Origin of the sequence: Streptomyces sp. NPDC041068 (assembly GCF_040647455.1) — a bacterium.
Classification (GTDB): Bacteria; Actinomycetota; Actinomycetes; order Streptomycetales; family Streptomycetaceae; genus Streptomyces.
Genome location: NZ_JBEZCG010000006.1, coordinates 237,314 through 252,508, shown reverse-complemented (window position 1 = coordinate 252,508; position 15,195 = coordinate 237,314). Strand labels below are relative to the sequence as shown.

Genomic DNA, 15,195 nt, shown 5'->3' with positions numbered 1-15,195 from the left:
GCAACGTTTCTACTGGGCCCATGCGGATCGGAGAGCTCGCCGGCCTTGTCGGCGTCACCACGCGCGCCATCAGGCACTACCACCACCTCGGCCTGCTGCCCGAGCCCGAGCGGCGGCCCAACGGCTATCGCGAGTACGGCCTGCGGCACGCCGTCGCCCTGGCCCGGGTCAGGCGGCTGACCGAGCTCGGGCTCGGGCTCGGGCTCGCCGAGGTGCGGGACGTGCTCGCGGACGACGCGGGGCGCGAGCTCGCCGAGGTCCTCGCCGAGCTGGACACCGACCTGGCCCGACAGGAGGCCGACATCCGCGAGCGCAGGGCGCGGCTGCGTGTACGGCGTCGTCCTGATGCTCGGCCTCCACGCCGCCTCCGTGACCCGGCCGCACGTCCTGTCGCCGGACGCGCTGCGGGTGCGCAAGGGCGCCCACCTCGACCTGCGGATACCGCTCGCGCTGATCACGACGGTGCGGCTGCACGCCGACCAACCCGCGGAGCTGCTCGCGGCGTTGAAGGAGCGGCTGGGCGCGCGGCCGCCTCACGCGGGGGCGAACTGAACCTTCGCCGTACCGGGGTCCGCCTGGGTGAGGCGGACCCTCAGGCGCTCGCCCAGGGGCAGCTTCGCCGTGCCGCCCGCGATGCGGGCCACGATCGCGGGCTCCGCCAACTGCACGGTCCCGACGGCCGGTTCGCCCTCCTTCACGTCCACCACCACCGCGTCGAAGATCTCGCCGACCCGCTCCTTGAGGAGCGCGGCCTCGACGATGTCCACGCACTCCCGCTCCACGGTGTTGCCGCGCCGCGTGCCGTCCGCCATCTCCTTGGGCAGCGCGTCCAGGGCGGCGAGCACCCACTCCGGGACCCCCGCGCCCGCGCAGGCCACGAGGGAGAGCTCGGCGGCGTAGCGGTCGGCGAGGCGTCGCAGCGGGGCGGTGACGTGGGCGTAGGGCGCGGCGACCGCGGCGTGGGTCGTGTGCTCGGGGGTCCGGCCGCCGCTGAACGCGGTGTACCCGGCGCCGCGCAGCAGCGTCGTGCACTCCTGGAGGAAGGCGGCATGGCGCGGCTTCCGGGCATCCAGGGAGCGTACGAGCTGCGCGTACGGCACATGGTGCGGCCAGTCGATGCCCAGGGCCTTGGCGGTGCGGCGCAGCCGGCCGACCGCGCCGTCGGGGGCGGTCGGCAGCGTCCGCAGGATGCCCGTACCGGAGCCGATCATGAGCTCGGCCGCGGCCATGCCCGCCAGGAGCGAGATCTGGGCGTTCCAGCCGTCGGCAGGCAGCGGCGCCCGATAGGCCAGTTCGTACGTGCCGTCACGCTCGACGATCTCCTGCTCGGGCACGTCGAGGGAGATGCCGCCGCGGTCGACCTCCAGCTGCTCGCGCAGTCGCCCGATGTCCCGTAGCAGGGCGACCGGCTCCTCCGCCGTGCCGTCGTCGATGGCCCTCTGCACGCCTTCGTAGTCGAGTTTGGCGCGGCTGCGGACGACGGCGCGGCGCACGTCGGTCCGCTGCGCCCGGCCGTCCTCGTCGAGGTCGATCGTCCACAGCACGGCCGGGCAGGTCTGGTCGGGCAGCAGGCTGGCGGCGCCCTCGCTCAGCGCGGTGGGGTGCAGCGGGACCTTCTCGTCGGGGAAGTAGAGGGTGGTGACGCGGCGGTGGGCCTCGGCGTCCAGCGGCCCGCCGGGCGTGACGTACGCGGCGACGTCGGCGATCGCGTACCGCACCCTGAAGCCGCCGCCCTCGCGCCGCGCCAGGTGCATGGCCTGGTCGAGGTCGACGGAGGTGGGCGGGTCGACGGTGAAGAAGGGGATGTCCGTGGCGTCGTGGTCCGGGAGGCGGGGCTCGGCCGCGGCCCGCTCCGCCTCGGCGAGGACGTCGGCGGGGAACTCCTCGGGCACGTCCAGCTTCGTACGCAGCTCACGCAGCGCGGCCCGCAGCGGAGCCTCGGCTGCGCCTTTCACCTGCAGATGGCGGCGGGGCATGGACCGAGCCTAGGGCGCCGGGCACGGCTCGGCACCCTGTGGGGCGCGGGGCCCCGGGCGCCGTACCCTTTCGCAGGGGCCGCACCCCTTGTTCGTACCGCTCAAGGCCTCGTACCGCTTAAGGAGTCCCATCGTGCTCGTCCTGCTGCCGCCGTCCGAAGGCAAGGCCTCGTCCGGGCGGGGTGCCCCGCTCAAGCCGGAGTCCCTGTCGCTGCCGGGGCTCGCCGAGGCGCGGCAGGCGGTTCTCGACGAGCTCGTCGAGCTGTGCGCCGCCGACGAGGAGAAGGCGCGGACGGTGCTCGGCCTCAGCGAGGGGCTTCGGGGCGAGGTCGCGAAGAACGCCGAGCTGCGCACGGCGGGCGCGCGCCCCGCCGGGGAGATCTACACCGGTGTGCTGTACGACGCCCTGGACCTGGCCTCGCTCGACGCCGCCGCCAAGCGCCGCGCCGCGCGTTCGCTGCTGGTCTTCTCCGGGCTGTGGGGTGCCGTCGGGGTCAGTGACAGAATCCCCTCCTACCGCTGCTCGATGGGCGTGAAGCTGCCGGGGCTCGGCGCGCTCGGGGCGTACTGGCGTACGCCGATGGCGTCCGTGATGCCCGAGGCCGCGGGCGACGGTCTCGTCCTGGACCTGCGGTCGTCGGCGTACGCGGCGGCGTGGAAGCCGAAGGGCGAGGTCGCGGGGCGGACGGCGACGGTGCGGGTGCTGCACGCACAGCTGGTCGACGGCGTGGAGAAGCGGTCCGTCGTCTCGCACTTCAACAAGGCGACGAAGGGCCGGATCGTCCGCTCCCTGCTGGCCACGGGCACACAGCCGAAGAACCCGGCCGAGCTGGTCGAGGCGCTGCGGGACCTGGGACACGTGGTGGAGGCGGAGGCTCCGGCGAAGGCGGGCAAGTCGTGGGCGCTGGACGTGGTGGTACGGGAGATCCACTGAGCCCTCGGCACGGAAGGTGCCCTGCGCCCTCGGCACGGAAGGTGCCCTGAGCCCTCGTCGGCACGGGTGTGCGCCTGAGTCCCTCGGTACGGGAGGTGCCCTGAGCCCTCGGCACGGAAGGTGCCCTGAGCCCTCGGCACGGGAGAACGCCGGAGGCCCTCGGCGCGGGATGCCCTCTGAAGCCCTCGGTACGGGAGGTGCCCTGCGTCCCCTGAGGCTCTCAACACCCAATGTTGCAGCATGCGCAACGGTCTTTGCGCATGCTGCGCGCGCCGAGGCAGGATGCCTCTATGACCTCCTCCTCTGCCTCCGTGCTTGATCTGGCCCCCGTCGTCCCCGTGGTCGTCGTCGAGGAGCTCGACGACGCCGTGCCGATGGCGCGGGCCCTCGTCGCGGGCGGGCTTCCCGCCATCGAGGTGACCCTGCGGACGCCCGTCGCGCTCGACGCGATCCGGGCCATCGCCGCCGAGGTGCCGGACGCCGTGGTCGGCGCGGGCACCGTCATATCGGCGCGGAACGTCGCCGACTCCGTGGCCGCGGGCGCCCGCTTCCTGGTCAGCCCCGGCTGGACGGACGCGCTGCTCGACGCGATGAAGGGGTCCGGGGTGCCGTTCCTGCCGGGCGTCTCCACGACGTCCGAGGTCGTGGCGCTGCTGGAGCGCGGCGTCAGCGAGATGAAGTTCTTCCCCGCGGAGGCGGCGGGCGGCACCGCGTATCTGAAGTCCCTCGGCGCCCCGCTGCCGCAGGCCCGCTTCTGCCCGACCGGCGGCATCACGCCGGCCTCCGCACCCTCGTACCTCGCGCTGAAGAACGTCGGCTGCGTGGGCGGCAGTTGGATGCTTCCCGCGGACGCGGTCGCGGCGAGGGACTGGGCCCGCGTCGAGTCCCTGGCGCGCGAGGCGGCGTCCCTGCGCTGAGTCCTGCGGGTGCGTCGCGGCTGGTCGCGCGGCTCCCGGCGCCCCTCACGGGGCGCTCCTCAGCGCAGGTGCGAGGTGTCGTTGAGGAGCCGCACAGAGGCGTTGCCGTCGGCGTAGTACGCCACGGCCGACACCGAGGCCGCCGAGAGTTCCATGCGGAACAGGGACTCCGGCGGGGCGCCGAGCGCGAGGCGCACCAGCGTCTTGATGGGCGTGACGTGTGTGACGAGCAGAACCGTGCGGCCCGCGTACGCCGAGGTCAGCCGGTCGCGTGCCGCCGAGACGCGGCGGGAGACCGCGGCGAACGACTCACCGCCGGGCGGTGCCGCCTTCGGCGAGGCCAGCCAGGCGTTGAGCTCCTCGGGGTGGCGCTCGCGCACCTCGCCGAAGGTCAGCCCCTCCCAGGACCCGAAGTCCGTCTCGCGCAGACCGTCCTCGATGTGTACGTCGAGTCCGAGGCGGGCGGCGGCGGTGTGTGCCGTCTCCTGGCAGCGCTTGAGCGGCGAGGAGACGATCGCCTGGATCGTGCCGCGCGCGGCGAGCGCGGCCGCGGCGCGCTCGGCCTGCTCACGGCCCACGTCGGAGAGGGACGGATCGGAACCGCCGCTCCCGGAGAACCGCTTCTCGGGCGTGAGCGCGGTCTCGCCGTGCCGCAGCAGCACGAAGGTCGCCGGGGCACCGAGATCGGCGGCCGCGGCCCAACCGACCGGCGTGGCGGCGGCGTTGCGCGCGGCACGGGCGTCGGCACCGTCCGCAGCGGCGGCACCCGAAGCGGAGGAACCGTGCGCCGAAGCCACCGCGCCCTGGCCCGACGCGGAGGCGCCGGAGCCCGGAGCGGAGGCGCCCCGTGACGTCGAAGCGAGGGCCGCCCGTGCCTTCGCCGCCCCCGCCGCCGCATCCCCCGGCGGGCCCGCGGGCGACGGATCGGCGGCGCCCCGCGCGGCGCGTGTGTCCAGGTCCGCCGTGGACGCCGACGGCGACCACTGCTTACCCCGCTTGCCCGCGTCCATCGCCTCGTTCGCGAGCCGGTCCGCGTGCTTGTTCTTCTCGCGGGGGATCCACTCGTACGTCACCTGGGACGACGGATAGACCCGGGCCGCCTCCGCCGCAAGCGGCTTCATGTCCGGGTGCTTGATCTTCCAGCGGCCCGACATCTGCTCGACGACGAGCTTGGAGTCCATACGGACGTGGACCGACGCGGTCGGGTCCAGCTGGTACGCCGCCTTGAGGCCCGCCACCAGGCCCTTGTACTCCGCGACGTTGTTCGTCGCGACGCCGATGTACTCCGCGGCCTCCATCAGGGTCTCCCCCGTGGCCGCGTCGATGACCACTGAGCCGTAGCCCGCGGGGCCCGGGTTGCCCCGGGAGCCGCCATCGGCCTCGACGATGAACTCGCGCATGTACAGGGGTCCTTACAGGCCGGACTCGGACGTACGGACCAGGATGCGGCTGCAGTTCTCGCAGCGCACCACGGTGTCCGGGGACGCGGCCTTCACCTCGTTGACCTCAGTGATGTCGAGCTCGAGGCGGCAGCCCTCGCAACGCCGCTGGTAGAGCTTGGCAGCGCCGATGCCCCCCTGCTTCTCGCGCAGCCTGTCGTAGAGCTTGAGCAGGTCGGCGGGGATCGAACCCGCCACGACCTCGCGCTCCTTGCCGACCGTGGCCGCCTCGCCGTCGATCTCCTCGCAGGCGGCGTCACGGCGGCCCGTGGCGTCGTCGATCTTCGACTGGACCGAGGAGACCCGCCCGGTCAGCTCGGCGACCCGCTCCTGCGCGGACTCGCGGCGCTCCATGACCTCCAGGACGACGTCCTCCAGGTCGCCCTGGCGCTTGGCCAGCGAGGCGATCTCCTTCTGGAGGTTCTCCAGGTCCTTGGGGGACGTGATCGCGCCCGAGTCCAGGCGCTGCTGGTCGCGGGCCGCGCGCTGACGGACCTGGTCGACGTCCTGCTCCGCCTTGGTCTGCTCGCGGGCGCAGTCGCTCTCCTCCGTCGTCGCGGCGACGAGCAGGTCGCGCAGCTGCGCGAGATCCTTGTTCAGCGACTCGATCTCGGCGTGCTCGGGCAGCGACTTCTTCTTGTGCGCGAGCTGCTGCAGGCGTACGTCCAGGGCCTGGACGTCGAGCAGTCGGATCTGGTCGGCGGGCGCGGCGTTCAGTTGGGGGCTCCAGAGGATTGAGAAGTGGTGGACGCCGCGTGGGCGGTCCAGGGGTCGGTGACCGTCTTCGAGACGTGGACGCGAAGTCCCCATCCGTTCCGGTCGGAGATCTCGTCGAGCTGGGCTGCGGCCAGCTCGCACCAGGGCCACTCGGTGGCCCAGTGGGCGGCGTCGAGGAGCGCGAGCGGCGTGCGCTCGCGGGCCTCGGACGCCGGGTGGTGGCGCAGGTCGGCGGTGAGGAAGGCGTCCACACCCGCGGCGCGCACGTCGTCGAAGAGGCTGTCGCCGGAGCCGCCGCTGACCGCGACCGTGCGGATCAGCTGCTCCGGGTCGCCCGCGACGCGGATGCCCTGCGCGGTGGCGGGCAGCCGCTTGGCGGCGCGCTCGGCGAGTTCGGCGAGGGTGAGGGGGTGGTCCAGCTCGCAGATCCTGCCGAGGCCGCGGCGGCCGCTGCCGTCCGCCGGGTCCGGTACGAGGGGACGTACGACCCGGAGGTCGAGCGCGCCCGCGAGCGCGTCGGAGACGCCCGGGTCGGCGCGGTCGGCGTTGGTGTGCGCGACGTGCAGCGCGACGTCGTTCTTGATCAGGTCGTGGACGACGCGGCCCTTGAAGGTGGACGCCGCGACCGTCGTCGTACCCCGCAGGTAGAGCGGGTGGTGGGTGACCAGGAGCTGGGCGCCGAGCCGGACCGCCTCGTCGGCGATCTCCTGGACCGGGTCGACGGCGAAGAGGACCCGGGAGACCTCGGCCTCGGGATCCCCGCAGACCGTGCCGACCGCGTCCCAGCTCTCGGCCAGTTCGGCGGGCCACAGGGCGTCGAGCGCGGCGATGACTTCAGACAGACGGGGCACGGGGAAAGGCTACCTTCCCGCTGCGCTCGGCATGTCGTGCGTTACGGGGCGCAGCCGGGCGGCTACCTAGGGGCGCGGGGAACTGCGCGCTCAGCCCGCGACGAGCCGCGGACGCGCCTGCTCAGCACTCGGCAGACGCGTCCGCGGCTCGTTCGTGGTTGCTCGCGCAGTTCCCCGCGCCCCTTTCGGGGCCGCTTCCGCTAAGCCAGGTTCTTCCTCAGGTCGTCCAGGACGGAGTTCGCCGCGGTGACGCCGAGGCCCAGGTACCAGGTCTCGTCGGGAACGTCCTTGGCCTGGCCCTTCTTCACCGCGTCCAGCTTCTTCCACAGAGGGTTCTTCTCCGCCCCCGAGCGGTCGGTCTTGCTCGCGTCGCCGTAGACCCCCGTGAAGATCCAGTCCGCGTCGGCCTGGTCGATCTTCTCGGGGCTGACCTCCACGGCGAGGTCGTTGATCTGCTGGTTCTCGGGGCGCGGCAGACCGGCGTCGTCGAGGATCGTGCCGATGAAGGACGCCTTGGCGTAGAGGCGGATGCGGTCCGGCATGTAGCGGAGCATCGTGATCGTCGGCTTCTTGCCGTCGTGGGCCTCGCCGATGTCCTTGCCGAGGTTCTCGGCCCGCTTCTCGTACGCGGCGAGCTCCTCCTTGGCCTTCGCGGTCCTGTCGAGCGCGGCCGCGTTCAGGAGGTAGTTCTCCTTCCACGTGAAGCCGGGGCGGATCGAGAAGACGGTGGGGGCGATCTTGGAGAGCTGCGGGTAGAGCTTGGCGGCGCGCAGCTCGCTGCCGAGGATCAGGTCCGGCTCTAGGTTCGCGATGGCTTCCAGGTTGAGGGAGTTGATCGTGCCGACGTCCTTGGGGCTGCCGGCCTCCTTCTTCAGGTAGCCGGGGATGCCGTCGTCGCCCTCGGTGGGGGCGTAGCCGACGGGCTTGATGCCGAGCGAGACGACGTTGTCGAGCTCACCGACGTCGAGGACCACGACCCGCTTGGGCCGCTCCTTCAGCTCGGTCTTGCCGCGGGCGTGCGTGATGGTGCGCGGGAACTCGCCCGCCTTGGCCGTGGTGCCCATCTTCGCCGTCTGCTCGGCGGCCTTGGCGAAGTCGTCGCCGCCCTGGGCGACGGCCTTGCTGCCGCTGCCGTTCTCGGACGTGCCGGAGCCGTCGTCGGACGACCCGCAGGCCGCGAGCGAGAGCGCCGCGGTCACGGCGAGGGCGACGGCGGCGGTGCCGCGGCGGCGGCTGCGCCGTGCGGACCGAAGGGACACGGACATCGGGACTCCAGGGGGTGTACTGCTCGGATCCGGCCAGCTGCGCCGCCCGAATCCAGTCGAGCTTAGGTTCGCCTTACCTTAAACGGAATCCCTCCCTACGGGAACAGGCACCCCCGCCACAGCACAACCGCCCCTGCCCCCTCAGGCGAATCGGGACATCGCCACCCTTCTGTGTGAAGTGGACGCTCGTCGGTGCCACGCCAGTGCGTGCGAAAACTAGCTTCGGGGCCGGAGGTGACACTCACGATGACAGCGCCACCAGCGCCGCCGCCCCCGGCCCGGGTCCGTGCCCGCACCGCGGAGTGCACGATCGCGGCGGACGGGTCGTACGCGGCGCGCCTCGCCCGCGCCGCCGACGCCCCGGCCGCCTCGGAGTCCTGGTACCCCGAACGCTGGACCCTCGGCTCCGCCGAGCCCTACGCGGTGCCGCTGCCCGGCCACCAGCCGGAGGAGCCGGCCACGGAAGTGCTCCCGATGGCCGACGGCCGCGTACTGATCCACCGCGTGGTGGGCGAGCGGCACACCTTCGCCCTGCTCTATCCGACGGGCCCCGGGACCGGCGAGGTACCGCTCGGGGCAGTGGAGTGCGGGGAGTTGAGCCTGCTGCCGCCCGCCCCCGGCGGCACCTGCGCGTACGCGATCGCGCCCGGCGAGCGCTCCAGTGCCGTCTGGCTGGTGGCGGGCGGCGCCTTCGGACCCGAGCACCTCGCCGAGATCCCCGGCCGCTGCTCGGGCGGCGTCTGGCTGGACGGCACCGCCCGGATGCTCGCCCTGGACCGCACGCTGCAGGGCCGCACCAAGACGGTCGCGGTGGACCTGGAGCGCGGCGGCGAGGTCTCCCCTCTCCTGCAGATCGCGGAGGACAGCGACGACCGGCTGCTGCTCGCCGACGCCGGCAGCGGTCTGCTGATCATCCGCTCAAACGCGCCGGGCGAGGACCGCGTCGGGTGGGGCGTCCTCGGCGGCACGCGGCCGGTGCGCTTCCCCGAGTGCCTGCGCTTCCCCGTGGACCTCGCGGTGACGCCGTTCGCGATCCAGCCGGGGCAGGTGCTCACACCGGAGGCCTGCGCGGTGGCGCTGCGCATCGACGGTGCGGCGGGCAGCAGTTGGGTCGGCCTGTGGCGACCGGCGGGGCGGCGGCTGCATCAACTGGCGGCGCCCGAGGGGTGGTTGGCGGGCTCCGGATGGTGGACGCCGGAGGGCACGCTCTGCCTTCCGTACGCGACGGGCGCGGCGCCGTGCGGTGTGGCGAGGATGGCGGTGCCCGCGCCGCAGGAGCCGTCCGAGACCCTGGCCGAGGAGGATCCCCGCAGGTCACAGCCGCCTCCCGCGGACCCCCCGAAGCCCGCGGCACCGCGGCCCGTTCCCTTGCAGCAGGCACCCCTCGGCGGGCGTAAGCCGGGCGGTTAGACTCGCCCGGCTGTACCGAACGATCTTCTTACGGGGTGTGAGTGCATTGTTGACGACCGAGACCAGTACGGAGACACCGCGGGACACCGAGCCGCAGGCGAAGCCGCCCAGGCTCGTCGGCGCCGGAAAGCACCGGGGGCCGGTGGCCGAGCACGACGAGGCGACGGTTCCCCGCGGGCGGCATCGCAGGCAGGACCAGGCGTCCTGAACCGACGTACCAGGCAAGGGCCCGGCACCGAGAAGGTGCCGGGCCCTTGTGCTTCCCGCGCCGCCGGAGACCGCGCTAGCCCTTCTTGAGCCCAAGGACCTCCGCCGCGGCGAACGTCTCGTTCGCGGGGCGCTCCGCGTAGTACGGGGACAGGGCCTCGTCCAGCTCGTCGAAGGTGAACGCCTCCTTCGCCGAGTCGAACTTCGCCGCCACCTTGGGCCGTTCGACGATCGCGACCATGCCGCCGTGCACCACGAGAAGCTGCCCGTTGACCCGCGCGGCCGCGGGCGATGCCAAGTACCCCACCAGCGGCGCGACGTGCTCGGGCGCCAGCGGGTCGAGCTGCTCCCCGGTCGGCTCCTGGAAGCCGGCGAACACGTCCTCGGTCATCCGCGTCCGCGCGCGCGGGCAGATCGCGTTGGCGGTCACGCCGTACTTGGCGAGCGCCAGCGCCGTCGACGTCGTCAGGCCGACGATGCCGCCCTTGGCCGCCGCGTAGTTGGGCTGGCCCGCGGACCCGGCGAGATACGCCTCCGACGAGGTGTTGACGATCCGCCCGTACACCGGACCGCCCTGCGCCTTGGAGCGCTCGCGCCAGTGGACGGAGGCGAAGTGGGTCGTGTTGAAGTGGCCCTTGAGGTGGACGCGAATGACCGAGTCCCACTCGGCCTCGCTCATCGAGAAGATCATCCGGTCCCGCAGGATGCCCGCGTTGTTGACCAGGATGTCGAGCTTTCCGTAGGTGTCGATCGCCGACCGGACGAGCGCGCGGGCCTGTTCGTGGTCCGCGACGTCGCCGGTGTGCGCGACGGCCTGCCCGCCCGCGGCCCTGATCTCGGCGGCGACCTCCTCGGCGGGCGCCGCCGACGCCTCGCCCGAGCCGTCGCGCCCCGGCTGTCCGAAGTCGTTGACGACGACGCTCGCGCCGAGCCCGGCCAGTTCCAGGGCCTCGGCGCGGCCGAGCCCACGGCCCGCGCCGGTGACGATCGCGCAGAGGCCCTCAAGTGGCAGTGACATCTAAGTCCCTTCAACGCTCTACGGGGCAGGGGCGGTTCAGATCTCGATGCAGGTGCGCAGGGCGACGCCCGTACGCATCTGGTCCAGGGCCTCGTTGATCTCGCCGAGCTGCACGCGATGCGTGATCAGGCCCTCCAGGTCGATGCGGCCCGCGCGCCAGAGCGCGATGGCCCGCTCGTACGACTCCAGGACGTCTCCCCCGCCGTACATGGACGGCAGGATCCGCTTCTCGTCGAAGAACAGCTCGAACATGTTGAGCTGCAGGAAGTCGTCCATGGCGCCCGCGCCGACGACGCACAGGGTGCCGCCGCGCCGCGTCGTCTCGTACGCCGTGCGGGCCGTGGCCGACTTGCCGACGACCTCGAAGACGTAGTCGAAGCCCTCGCCCGCGGTGATCCGCTGCTTGGCGTCGCCGAGTTCGTCGGGGGCGACCGCCTCCGTGGCGCCGAACTTCAGGGCGGCCTCGCGGCGCGACGCGACCGGGTCGACGGCGACGATCTGGGCGGCACCCTTGAGCCGGGCGCCCTGGATCGCGGAGATGCCGACGCCCCCGCAGCCGATGACGGCGACCGACGAACCGGCCTTCACGTCCGCGGTGTTGATGGCAGCGCCGAGCCCCGTCGTGACGCCGCAGCCGATCAGCGCGGCGATGTCGAAGGGCACGTCGTCGGGGATCGGCACGGCGCACCCGGCGTCGACGACGACCTCCTCGGTGAAGGTGCCGGTGCCCGCGAAGCCGAAGACGTCACCGCCGGGGCGCTTGAAGTTGGGGGTGCCCGCGTTCATGAACCCGGCCAGACACAGCTGGGTCTGGCCGCGCTTGCAGGCGGGACAGGCACCGCAGGCGGGCAGCCAGCACAGCAGTACGCGGTCGCCCCGGGAGAGGCCGCTCACGCCGTCGCCCACGTCGACGATCTCGCCCGCGCCCTCGTGGCCGGGGATGAAGGGCGCGGGCTGCGGCAGCACGCCGTTCATCGCCGAGACGTCGGAGTGGCACAGGCCGGTGGCCCTGACCCGGATCCTCACCTTGCCGGGGCCGAAGCCCACCGCCTCGACGTCGTCGAGGACCTCGAGCTTGTCCTGGCCTATCTCGTGCAGTACGGCTGCGCGCATGGTGCGGCTCCTCTCGTACGAAGATTCAGGCGTGCTCGACGATTCAGGCGTGCTCGACGACGGTGTCGGCGAGCACCGGCGCGTCGTCGCGCTCGACCGCCGTCACGGTCGCCCGGACGCGCCCCTCGGTGCGCCACATGCGGATCCGCAGGGTCTCGCCGGGGAAGACGACCCCGGCGAAGCGGGTGCTGTAGCCGCGCACCCGGGACACGTCGCCGCCGAGTTGGGTGTCGACGACGGCCTTGAGCGTCATCCCGTAGGTGCACAGGCCGTGCAGGATCGGCCTGTCGAAGCCGGCGAGCTTGGCGAACTCGGGGTCGGCGTGCAGCGGGTTCCAGTCGCCGGAGAGCCGGTAGAGCAGCGCCTGGTCCTCGCGGACGGGGCGCTCGACCTCCAGGTCGGGGTCGCCCTCGGGGGCGGGCAGGCGGGTGGAGGGGCCGCGGTCGCCGCCGAACCCGCCTTCGCCGCGTACGAAGATCTGGGCGTCGCTCGTCCACAACGGGCCCTCGGCGTCGGCGACTTCGGAGCGCAGGACGAGGATCGCCGCCTTGCCCTTGTCGTACACCGCGGCGACCTTGGAGGTGGCGACCGCCTTGCCCTTGACCGGGATCGGGCGGTGCAGCTCGATGGTCTGGCCGCCGTGCAGGACGGCGGCGAGGTTCACCTCGATGCCGGGCGCGGAGAGGCCGCCCATCATGCCCATGCCCGCGACGGTGGCGAAGCTGGGCAGGACGTGCAGCTTGGACTCCAGCGTGTAGCGCAGTTCGTCGGGGTCCGTGGCGGGCAGCCCCGCGCCGAGGCCCAGGTGGTAGAGCTGGATGTCCTTGTGGTCCCAGGTGATCTCGGCGGACCGGGGCTCGGCGGCGAGGGCCTTCGCGGCATCAATGGGCATGGGGCGGCAGCTCCTTGGGCCGGAGTGAAGACCTCAGTGCGGCCGTCCGCACCGTCGGCCGCACCGAGGTCGCAACAGGGCCGTTCTAGAACGCGTTCCAGTCCGGCGGTCCCATGTATAGCCGAGGCCACGATGGTTGTGAAGACTCCTGACGTCACGTCAGATCCGTACCCGTGACATTTGTACCGGCAGAGTCCGTACAGGCGCATCTGCCGCCGCCCGCCCCCTGGTCCATAGCGTCGTGGCCATGACGACGACATCGCCGCCGGAGGCCGTGGCCGCGGGCCGGATCGGCACTGTGCCCGCCCTCGATTCGTACGCTGGGTACTCGTACCGGCGGGCCGCGCGGGCCGCATGACGCACAGCACGACGACGGGGAACGCCGACATGGCCAGGACGAGCAGGTTCAGCTGCCGGATGCACGAGTGGCAGGAGGCCCGCACGCAGTGGAAGGGCGCCCGCGACGAGTGGAAGGCCGAGTACAAGCTGGTCAAGGCCGACTGGCGGGAGGGCCGCAGGACCGGCAAGAACATCGAGCAGTTCGGCCCGCCGCCCACCGGTTTCTCTCTGCTGCCCTGGCTCCTGATGGGCCTGGGCGCCTTCTCCCACCTCCTCCAGGGTGACACCCCCAACCCCTGGATCGGCGGCATCGGGATTCTCGTCTTCAACTCCCTCTACGTCTTCCTGGCGTTCCGCGCCTTCGACAAGTGCAAGCGCGAGGCCCGCTCGACCCTGGTCGCCCTGATCTCCCTGGGCCTGCTGACCACCGGCCTCGCCGTCGCCTACGGGGGCAGCTGGCTCCTCTTCTTCCCCCTCCTCGGCCTCGCCGTCGGGGCGATCGTGCGCGGGCGGGGCCTCGGTCCCATCGGCCTGTCCCTGAGCGCGCTCGCGGGCGTCATCGGCGCCTACAAGGACGGCTGGACCGGCGTGAACGTCGCGTACGGCACGTTCCTGTCCACCATGGTGACGGCCGCGATCCTCTCCCTGTCCGAGGCCGTCCGCGAACTGCGCGACACCCGCGAGGAACTGGCCCGCACCGCCGTCGAGAGGGAACGCCTCCGCTTCTCCCGCGATCTGCACGACCTGCTCGGCCACACCCTCTCCGTGATCGTGGTGAAGGCCGAGGCCACCCGCCGCCTCGCCCCCCGCGACCTGGACGCGGCGCTCGGCCAGGTCGCCGACATCGAGTCCGTCGGCCGACAGGCGCTCACCGAGATCCGCGAGGCCGTCACCGGTTACCGCGAGGGCAGCCTCGCCACCGAACTCGACCGCGCCCGCGATCTGCTCCAGGCTGCCGGGATCGACGCGGTGGTCCGCCAGTCGGGCCCGCCGCTCGCCCCGCAGACCGCGGCGTTGCTCGGCTGGGTGGTGCGCGAGTCAGCCACCAACGTCGTCCGCCACTCCGGCGCCGCCCAGTGCGAGATCGAGGTCACCGGCACCACCGAACAGACCCGTCTGGTGATCACGGACGACGGCCGCGGCGTGGGCTCGGGAACGCCCGGCAGCGGCCTGAAGGGCCTGGCCGAACGCCTCGCGGCAGCGGGCGGCTCCCTCACCTCGGGCCCGGGACCCCGCTCCGGCTTCCAGGTCACCGCCGTGCTGCCGAACGCCGAACCCGACCCGACACTCGAACCCGGCCACGTGTAAGCGTGCACGCCGCAACCCCAAGGCGGGCGGGCTGACGCAGAACGGCGATGCGGACTGCCGGGCGGCCGGCGACGGCCTCATCGGCGAGGCGCGTCTTCCCAGCCCTCAACACGCTCCGACCGCCGCCACGGACATACTCTGAGCCCGTGGATGAGATGCCCCAGGAACGCCGCCCAGTGAAGTCCATCAGAGTCCTCCTCGCCGAGGACCAGGGCATGATGCGGGGCGCGCTGGCCCTGTTGCTCGGTATGGAGGAGGACATCGAGGTCGTCGCGCAGGTCGGTGCGGGCGACCAGATCGTCGACGCGGCGCTGACCTCGCGGCCCGACGTGGCGCTGCTCGACATCGAACTGCCCGGCCGCAGCGGGCTGGACGCCGCGGCCGACCTGCGCGAGGAGTGCCCCGACTGCCGGGTCCTCATCCTCACGACCTTCGGCAGGCCCGGCTACCTGCGCCGCGCCATGGAGGCGGGCGCCGTCGGGTTCCTGGTCAAGGACGGCCCTGTCGAGGACCTGGCCGAGGCGATCCGTCAGGCGCTGCGGGGCGAGACCGTCATCGACCCGGCGCTCGCCGCGGCCGCGCTGAGCGCGGGGCCGAGCCCGCTGACCGGCCGCGAGGCGGATGTCCTCAAGGCCTCGGTGGACGGCGCCACGGTCGCCGACATCGCGGCCAAGCTGCATCTGTCGGAGTCGACCGTGCGGAACTACTTGTCGGCAGCCATCGGGAAGACGGGGACGCGCAACCGGATGGAGGCGGTGCGGGAGGCCAGGCAGCAGGGGTGGTTGTGACCCCGCGGCACGGTTGCCGTC

Annotated in this window: 15 protein-coding genes and 1 pseudogene; 8 read left to right on the top strand and 8 right to left on the bottom strand. The window is 72.7% G+C overall.

The window, feature by feature from the left end:
• Nucleotides 1-20 precede the first annotated feature (20 nt).
• A pseudogene (locus AB0B50_RS15940) lies at nt 21-329 on the top strand (MerR family transcriptional regulator); the annotation flags it as partial.
• Nucleotides 328-552: a hypothetical protein gene (locus AB0B50_RS15935; RefSeq protein WP_362331001.1), complete on the top strand. Its 225-nt coding sequence runs from the start codon at nt 328-330 to the stop codon at nt 550-552. The pseudogene AB0B50_RS15940 and the gene AB0B50_RS15935, both read left to right, overlap by 2 nt.
• On the opposite strand, the gene AB0B50_RS15930 is transcribed toward AB0B50_RS15935, so the two are convergent.
• Entirely contained in the window at nt 534-1,976 is a 1,443-nt protein-coding gene (locus AB0B50_RS15930) for an RNB domain-containing ribonuclease (RefSeq protein WP_362330998.1), read from the bottom strand. The two genes, AB0B50_RS15935 and AB0B50_RS15930, sit on opposite strands and share 19 nt — an antisense overlap.
• A gap of 133 nt (nt 1,977-2,109) precedes the next feature.
• Between AB0B50_RS15930 and yaaA the strand changes: the two genes are divergently transcribed.
• The gene (yaaA, locus tag AB0B50_RS15925; RefSeq protein ID WP_362330995.1) at nt 2,110-2,910 is read left to right on the top strand and encodes a peroxide stress protein YaaA; all 801 of its coding nucleotides are present in this window, start codon (nt 2,110-2,112) and stop codon (nt 2,908-2,910) included.
• A gap of 290 nt (nt 2,911-3,200) precedes the next feature.
• Nucleotides 3,201-3,827, top strand: a complete 627-nt coding sequence (gene eda / locus AB0B50_RS15920) for a bifunctional 4-hydroxy-2-oxoglutarate aldolase/2-dehydro-3-deoxy-phosphogluconate aldolase (protein ID WP_362330992.1) — start codon at nt 3,201-3,203, stop codon at nt 3,825-3,827.
• A gap of 59 nt (nt 3,828-3,886) precedes the next feature.
• On the opposite strand, the gene AB0B50_RS15915 is transcribed toward eda, so the two are convergent.
• The 4 genes from AB0B50_RS15915 to AB0B50_RS15900 form a co-directional block, all read right to left on the bottom strand.
• Complete coding sequence (locus tag AB0B50_RS15915) at nt 3,887-5,227, bottom strand: bifunctional RNase H/acid phosphatase (protein ID WP_362330989.1); 1,341 nt, start codon at nt 5,225-5,227, stop codon at nt 3,887-3,889.
• Between the two features lie 12 nt (nt 5,228-5,239).
• On the bottom strand, nt 5,240-5,983 hold the full coding sequence (locus tag AB0B50_RS15910) for a C4-type zinc ribbon domain-containing protein (RefSeq protein ID WP_362331635.1): 744 nt from the start codon (nt 5,981-5,983) through the stop codon (nt 5,240-5,242).
• Nucleotides 5,980-6,834, bottom strand: a complete 855-nt coding sequence (locus tag AB0B50_RS15905; RefSeq protein ID WP_362330986.1) for a Nif3-like dinuclear metal center hexameric protein — start codon at nt 6,832-6,834, stop codon at nt 5,980-5,982. Before AB0B50_RS15905 ends, AB0B50_RS15910 begins: the two co-directional genes overlap by 4 nt.
• Nucleotides 6,835-7,034: 200 nt before the next feature.
• Nucleotides 7,035-8,099 carry an iron-siderophore ABC transporter substrate-binding protein gene (locus AB0B50_RS15900; RefSeq protein WP_362330983.1) on the bottom strand — a complete coding sequence of 355 codons (1,065 nt, stop codon included), beginning with the start codon at nt 8,097-8,099 and terminating at the stop codon, nt 7,035-7,037.
• Nucleotides 8,100-8,345: 246 nt separating this feature from the next.
• Between AB0B50_RS15900 and AB0B50_RS15895 the strand changes: the two genes are divergently transcribed.
• Nucleotides 8,346-9,509: a hypothetical protein gene (locus AB0B50_RS15895; protein ID WP_362330980.1), complete on the top strand. Its 1,164-nt coding sequence runs from the start codon at nt 8,346-8,348 to the stop codon at nt 9,507-9,509.
• Nucleotides 9,510-9,558: 49 nt separating this feature from the next.
• Nucleotides 9,559-9,717, top strand: a complete 159-nt coding sequence (locus AB0B50_RS15890) for a hypothetical protein (protein WP_362330977.1) — start codon at nt 9,559-9,561, stop codon at nt 9,715-9,717.
• 75 nt (nt 9,718-9,792) lie between these two features.
• Here AB0B50_RS15890 and AB0B50_RS15885 read toward each other — a convergent pair whose 3' ends face one another.
• From AB0B50_RS15885 to AB0B50_RS15875, 3 genes are read right to left on the bottom strand one after another with little or no spacing between them, the layout of a single operon-like run.
• Entirely contained in the window at nt 9,793-10,734 is a 942-nt protein-coding gene (locus AB0B50_RS15885; RefSeq protein WP_362330974.1) for a 3-oxoacyl-ACP reductase, read from the bottom strand.
• A gap of 36 nt (nt 10,735-10,770) precedes the next feature.
• Nucleotides 10,771-11,847, bottom strand: a complete 1,077-nt coding sequence (locus AB0B50_RS15880; protein WP_362330971.1) for a Zn-dependent alcohol dehydrogenase — start codon at nt 11,845-11,847, stop codon at nt 10,771-10,773.
• A 43-nt stretch (nt 11,848-11,890) separates the two neighbouring features.
• Entirely contained in the window at nt 11,891-12,739 is an 849-nt protein-coding gene (locus AB0B50_RS15875; RefSeq protein WP_362330968.1) for a MaoC/PaaZ C-terminal domain-containing protein, read from the bottom strand.
• Between the two features lie 387 nt (nt 12,740-13,126).
• On the opposite strand from AB0B50_RS15875, the gene AB0B50_RS15870 reads away from it, so the two are divergent.
• Together AB0B50_RS15870 and AB0B50_RS15865 are read left to right on the top strand one after the other, a co-directional pair.
• On the top strand, nt 13,127-14,386 hold the full coding sequence (locus AB0B50_RS15870; RefSeq protein ID WP_362330965.1) for a sensor histidine kinase: 1,260 nt from the start codon (nt 13,127-13,129) through the stop codon (nt 14,384-14,386).
• A gap of 155 nt (nt 14,387-14,541) precedes the next feature.
• The gene (locus tag AB0B50_RS15865; protein ID WP_362331633.1) at nt 14,542-15,174 is read left to right on the top strand and encodes a response regulator transcription factor; all 633 of its coding nucleotides are present in this window, start codon (nt 14,542-14,544) and stop codon (nt 15,172-15,174) included.
• Nucleotides 15,175-15,195 lie beyond the last annotated feature (21 nt).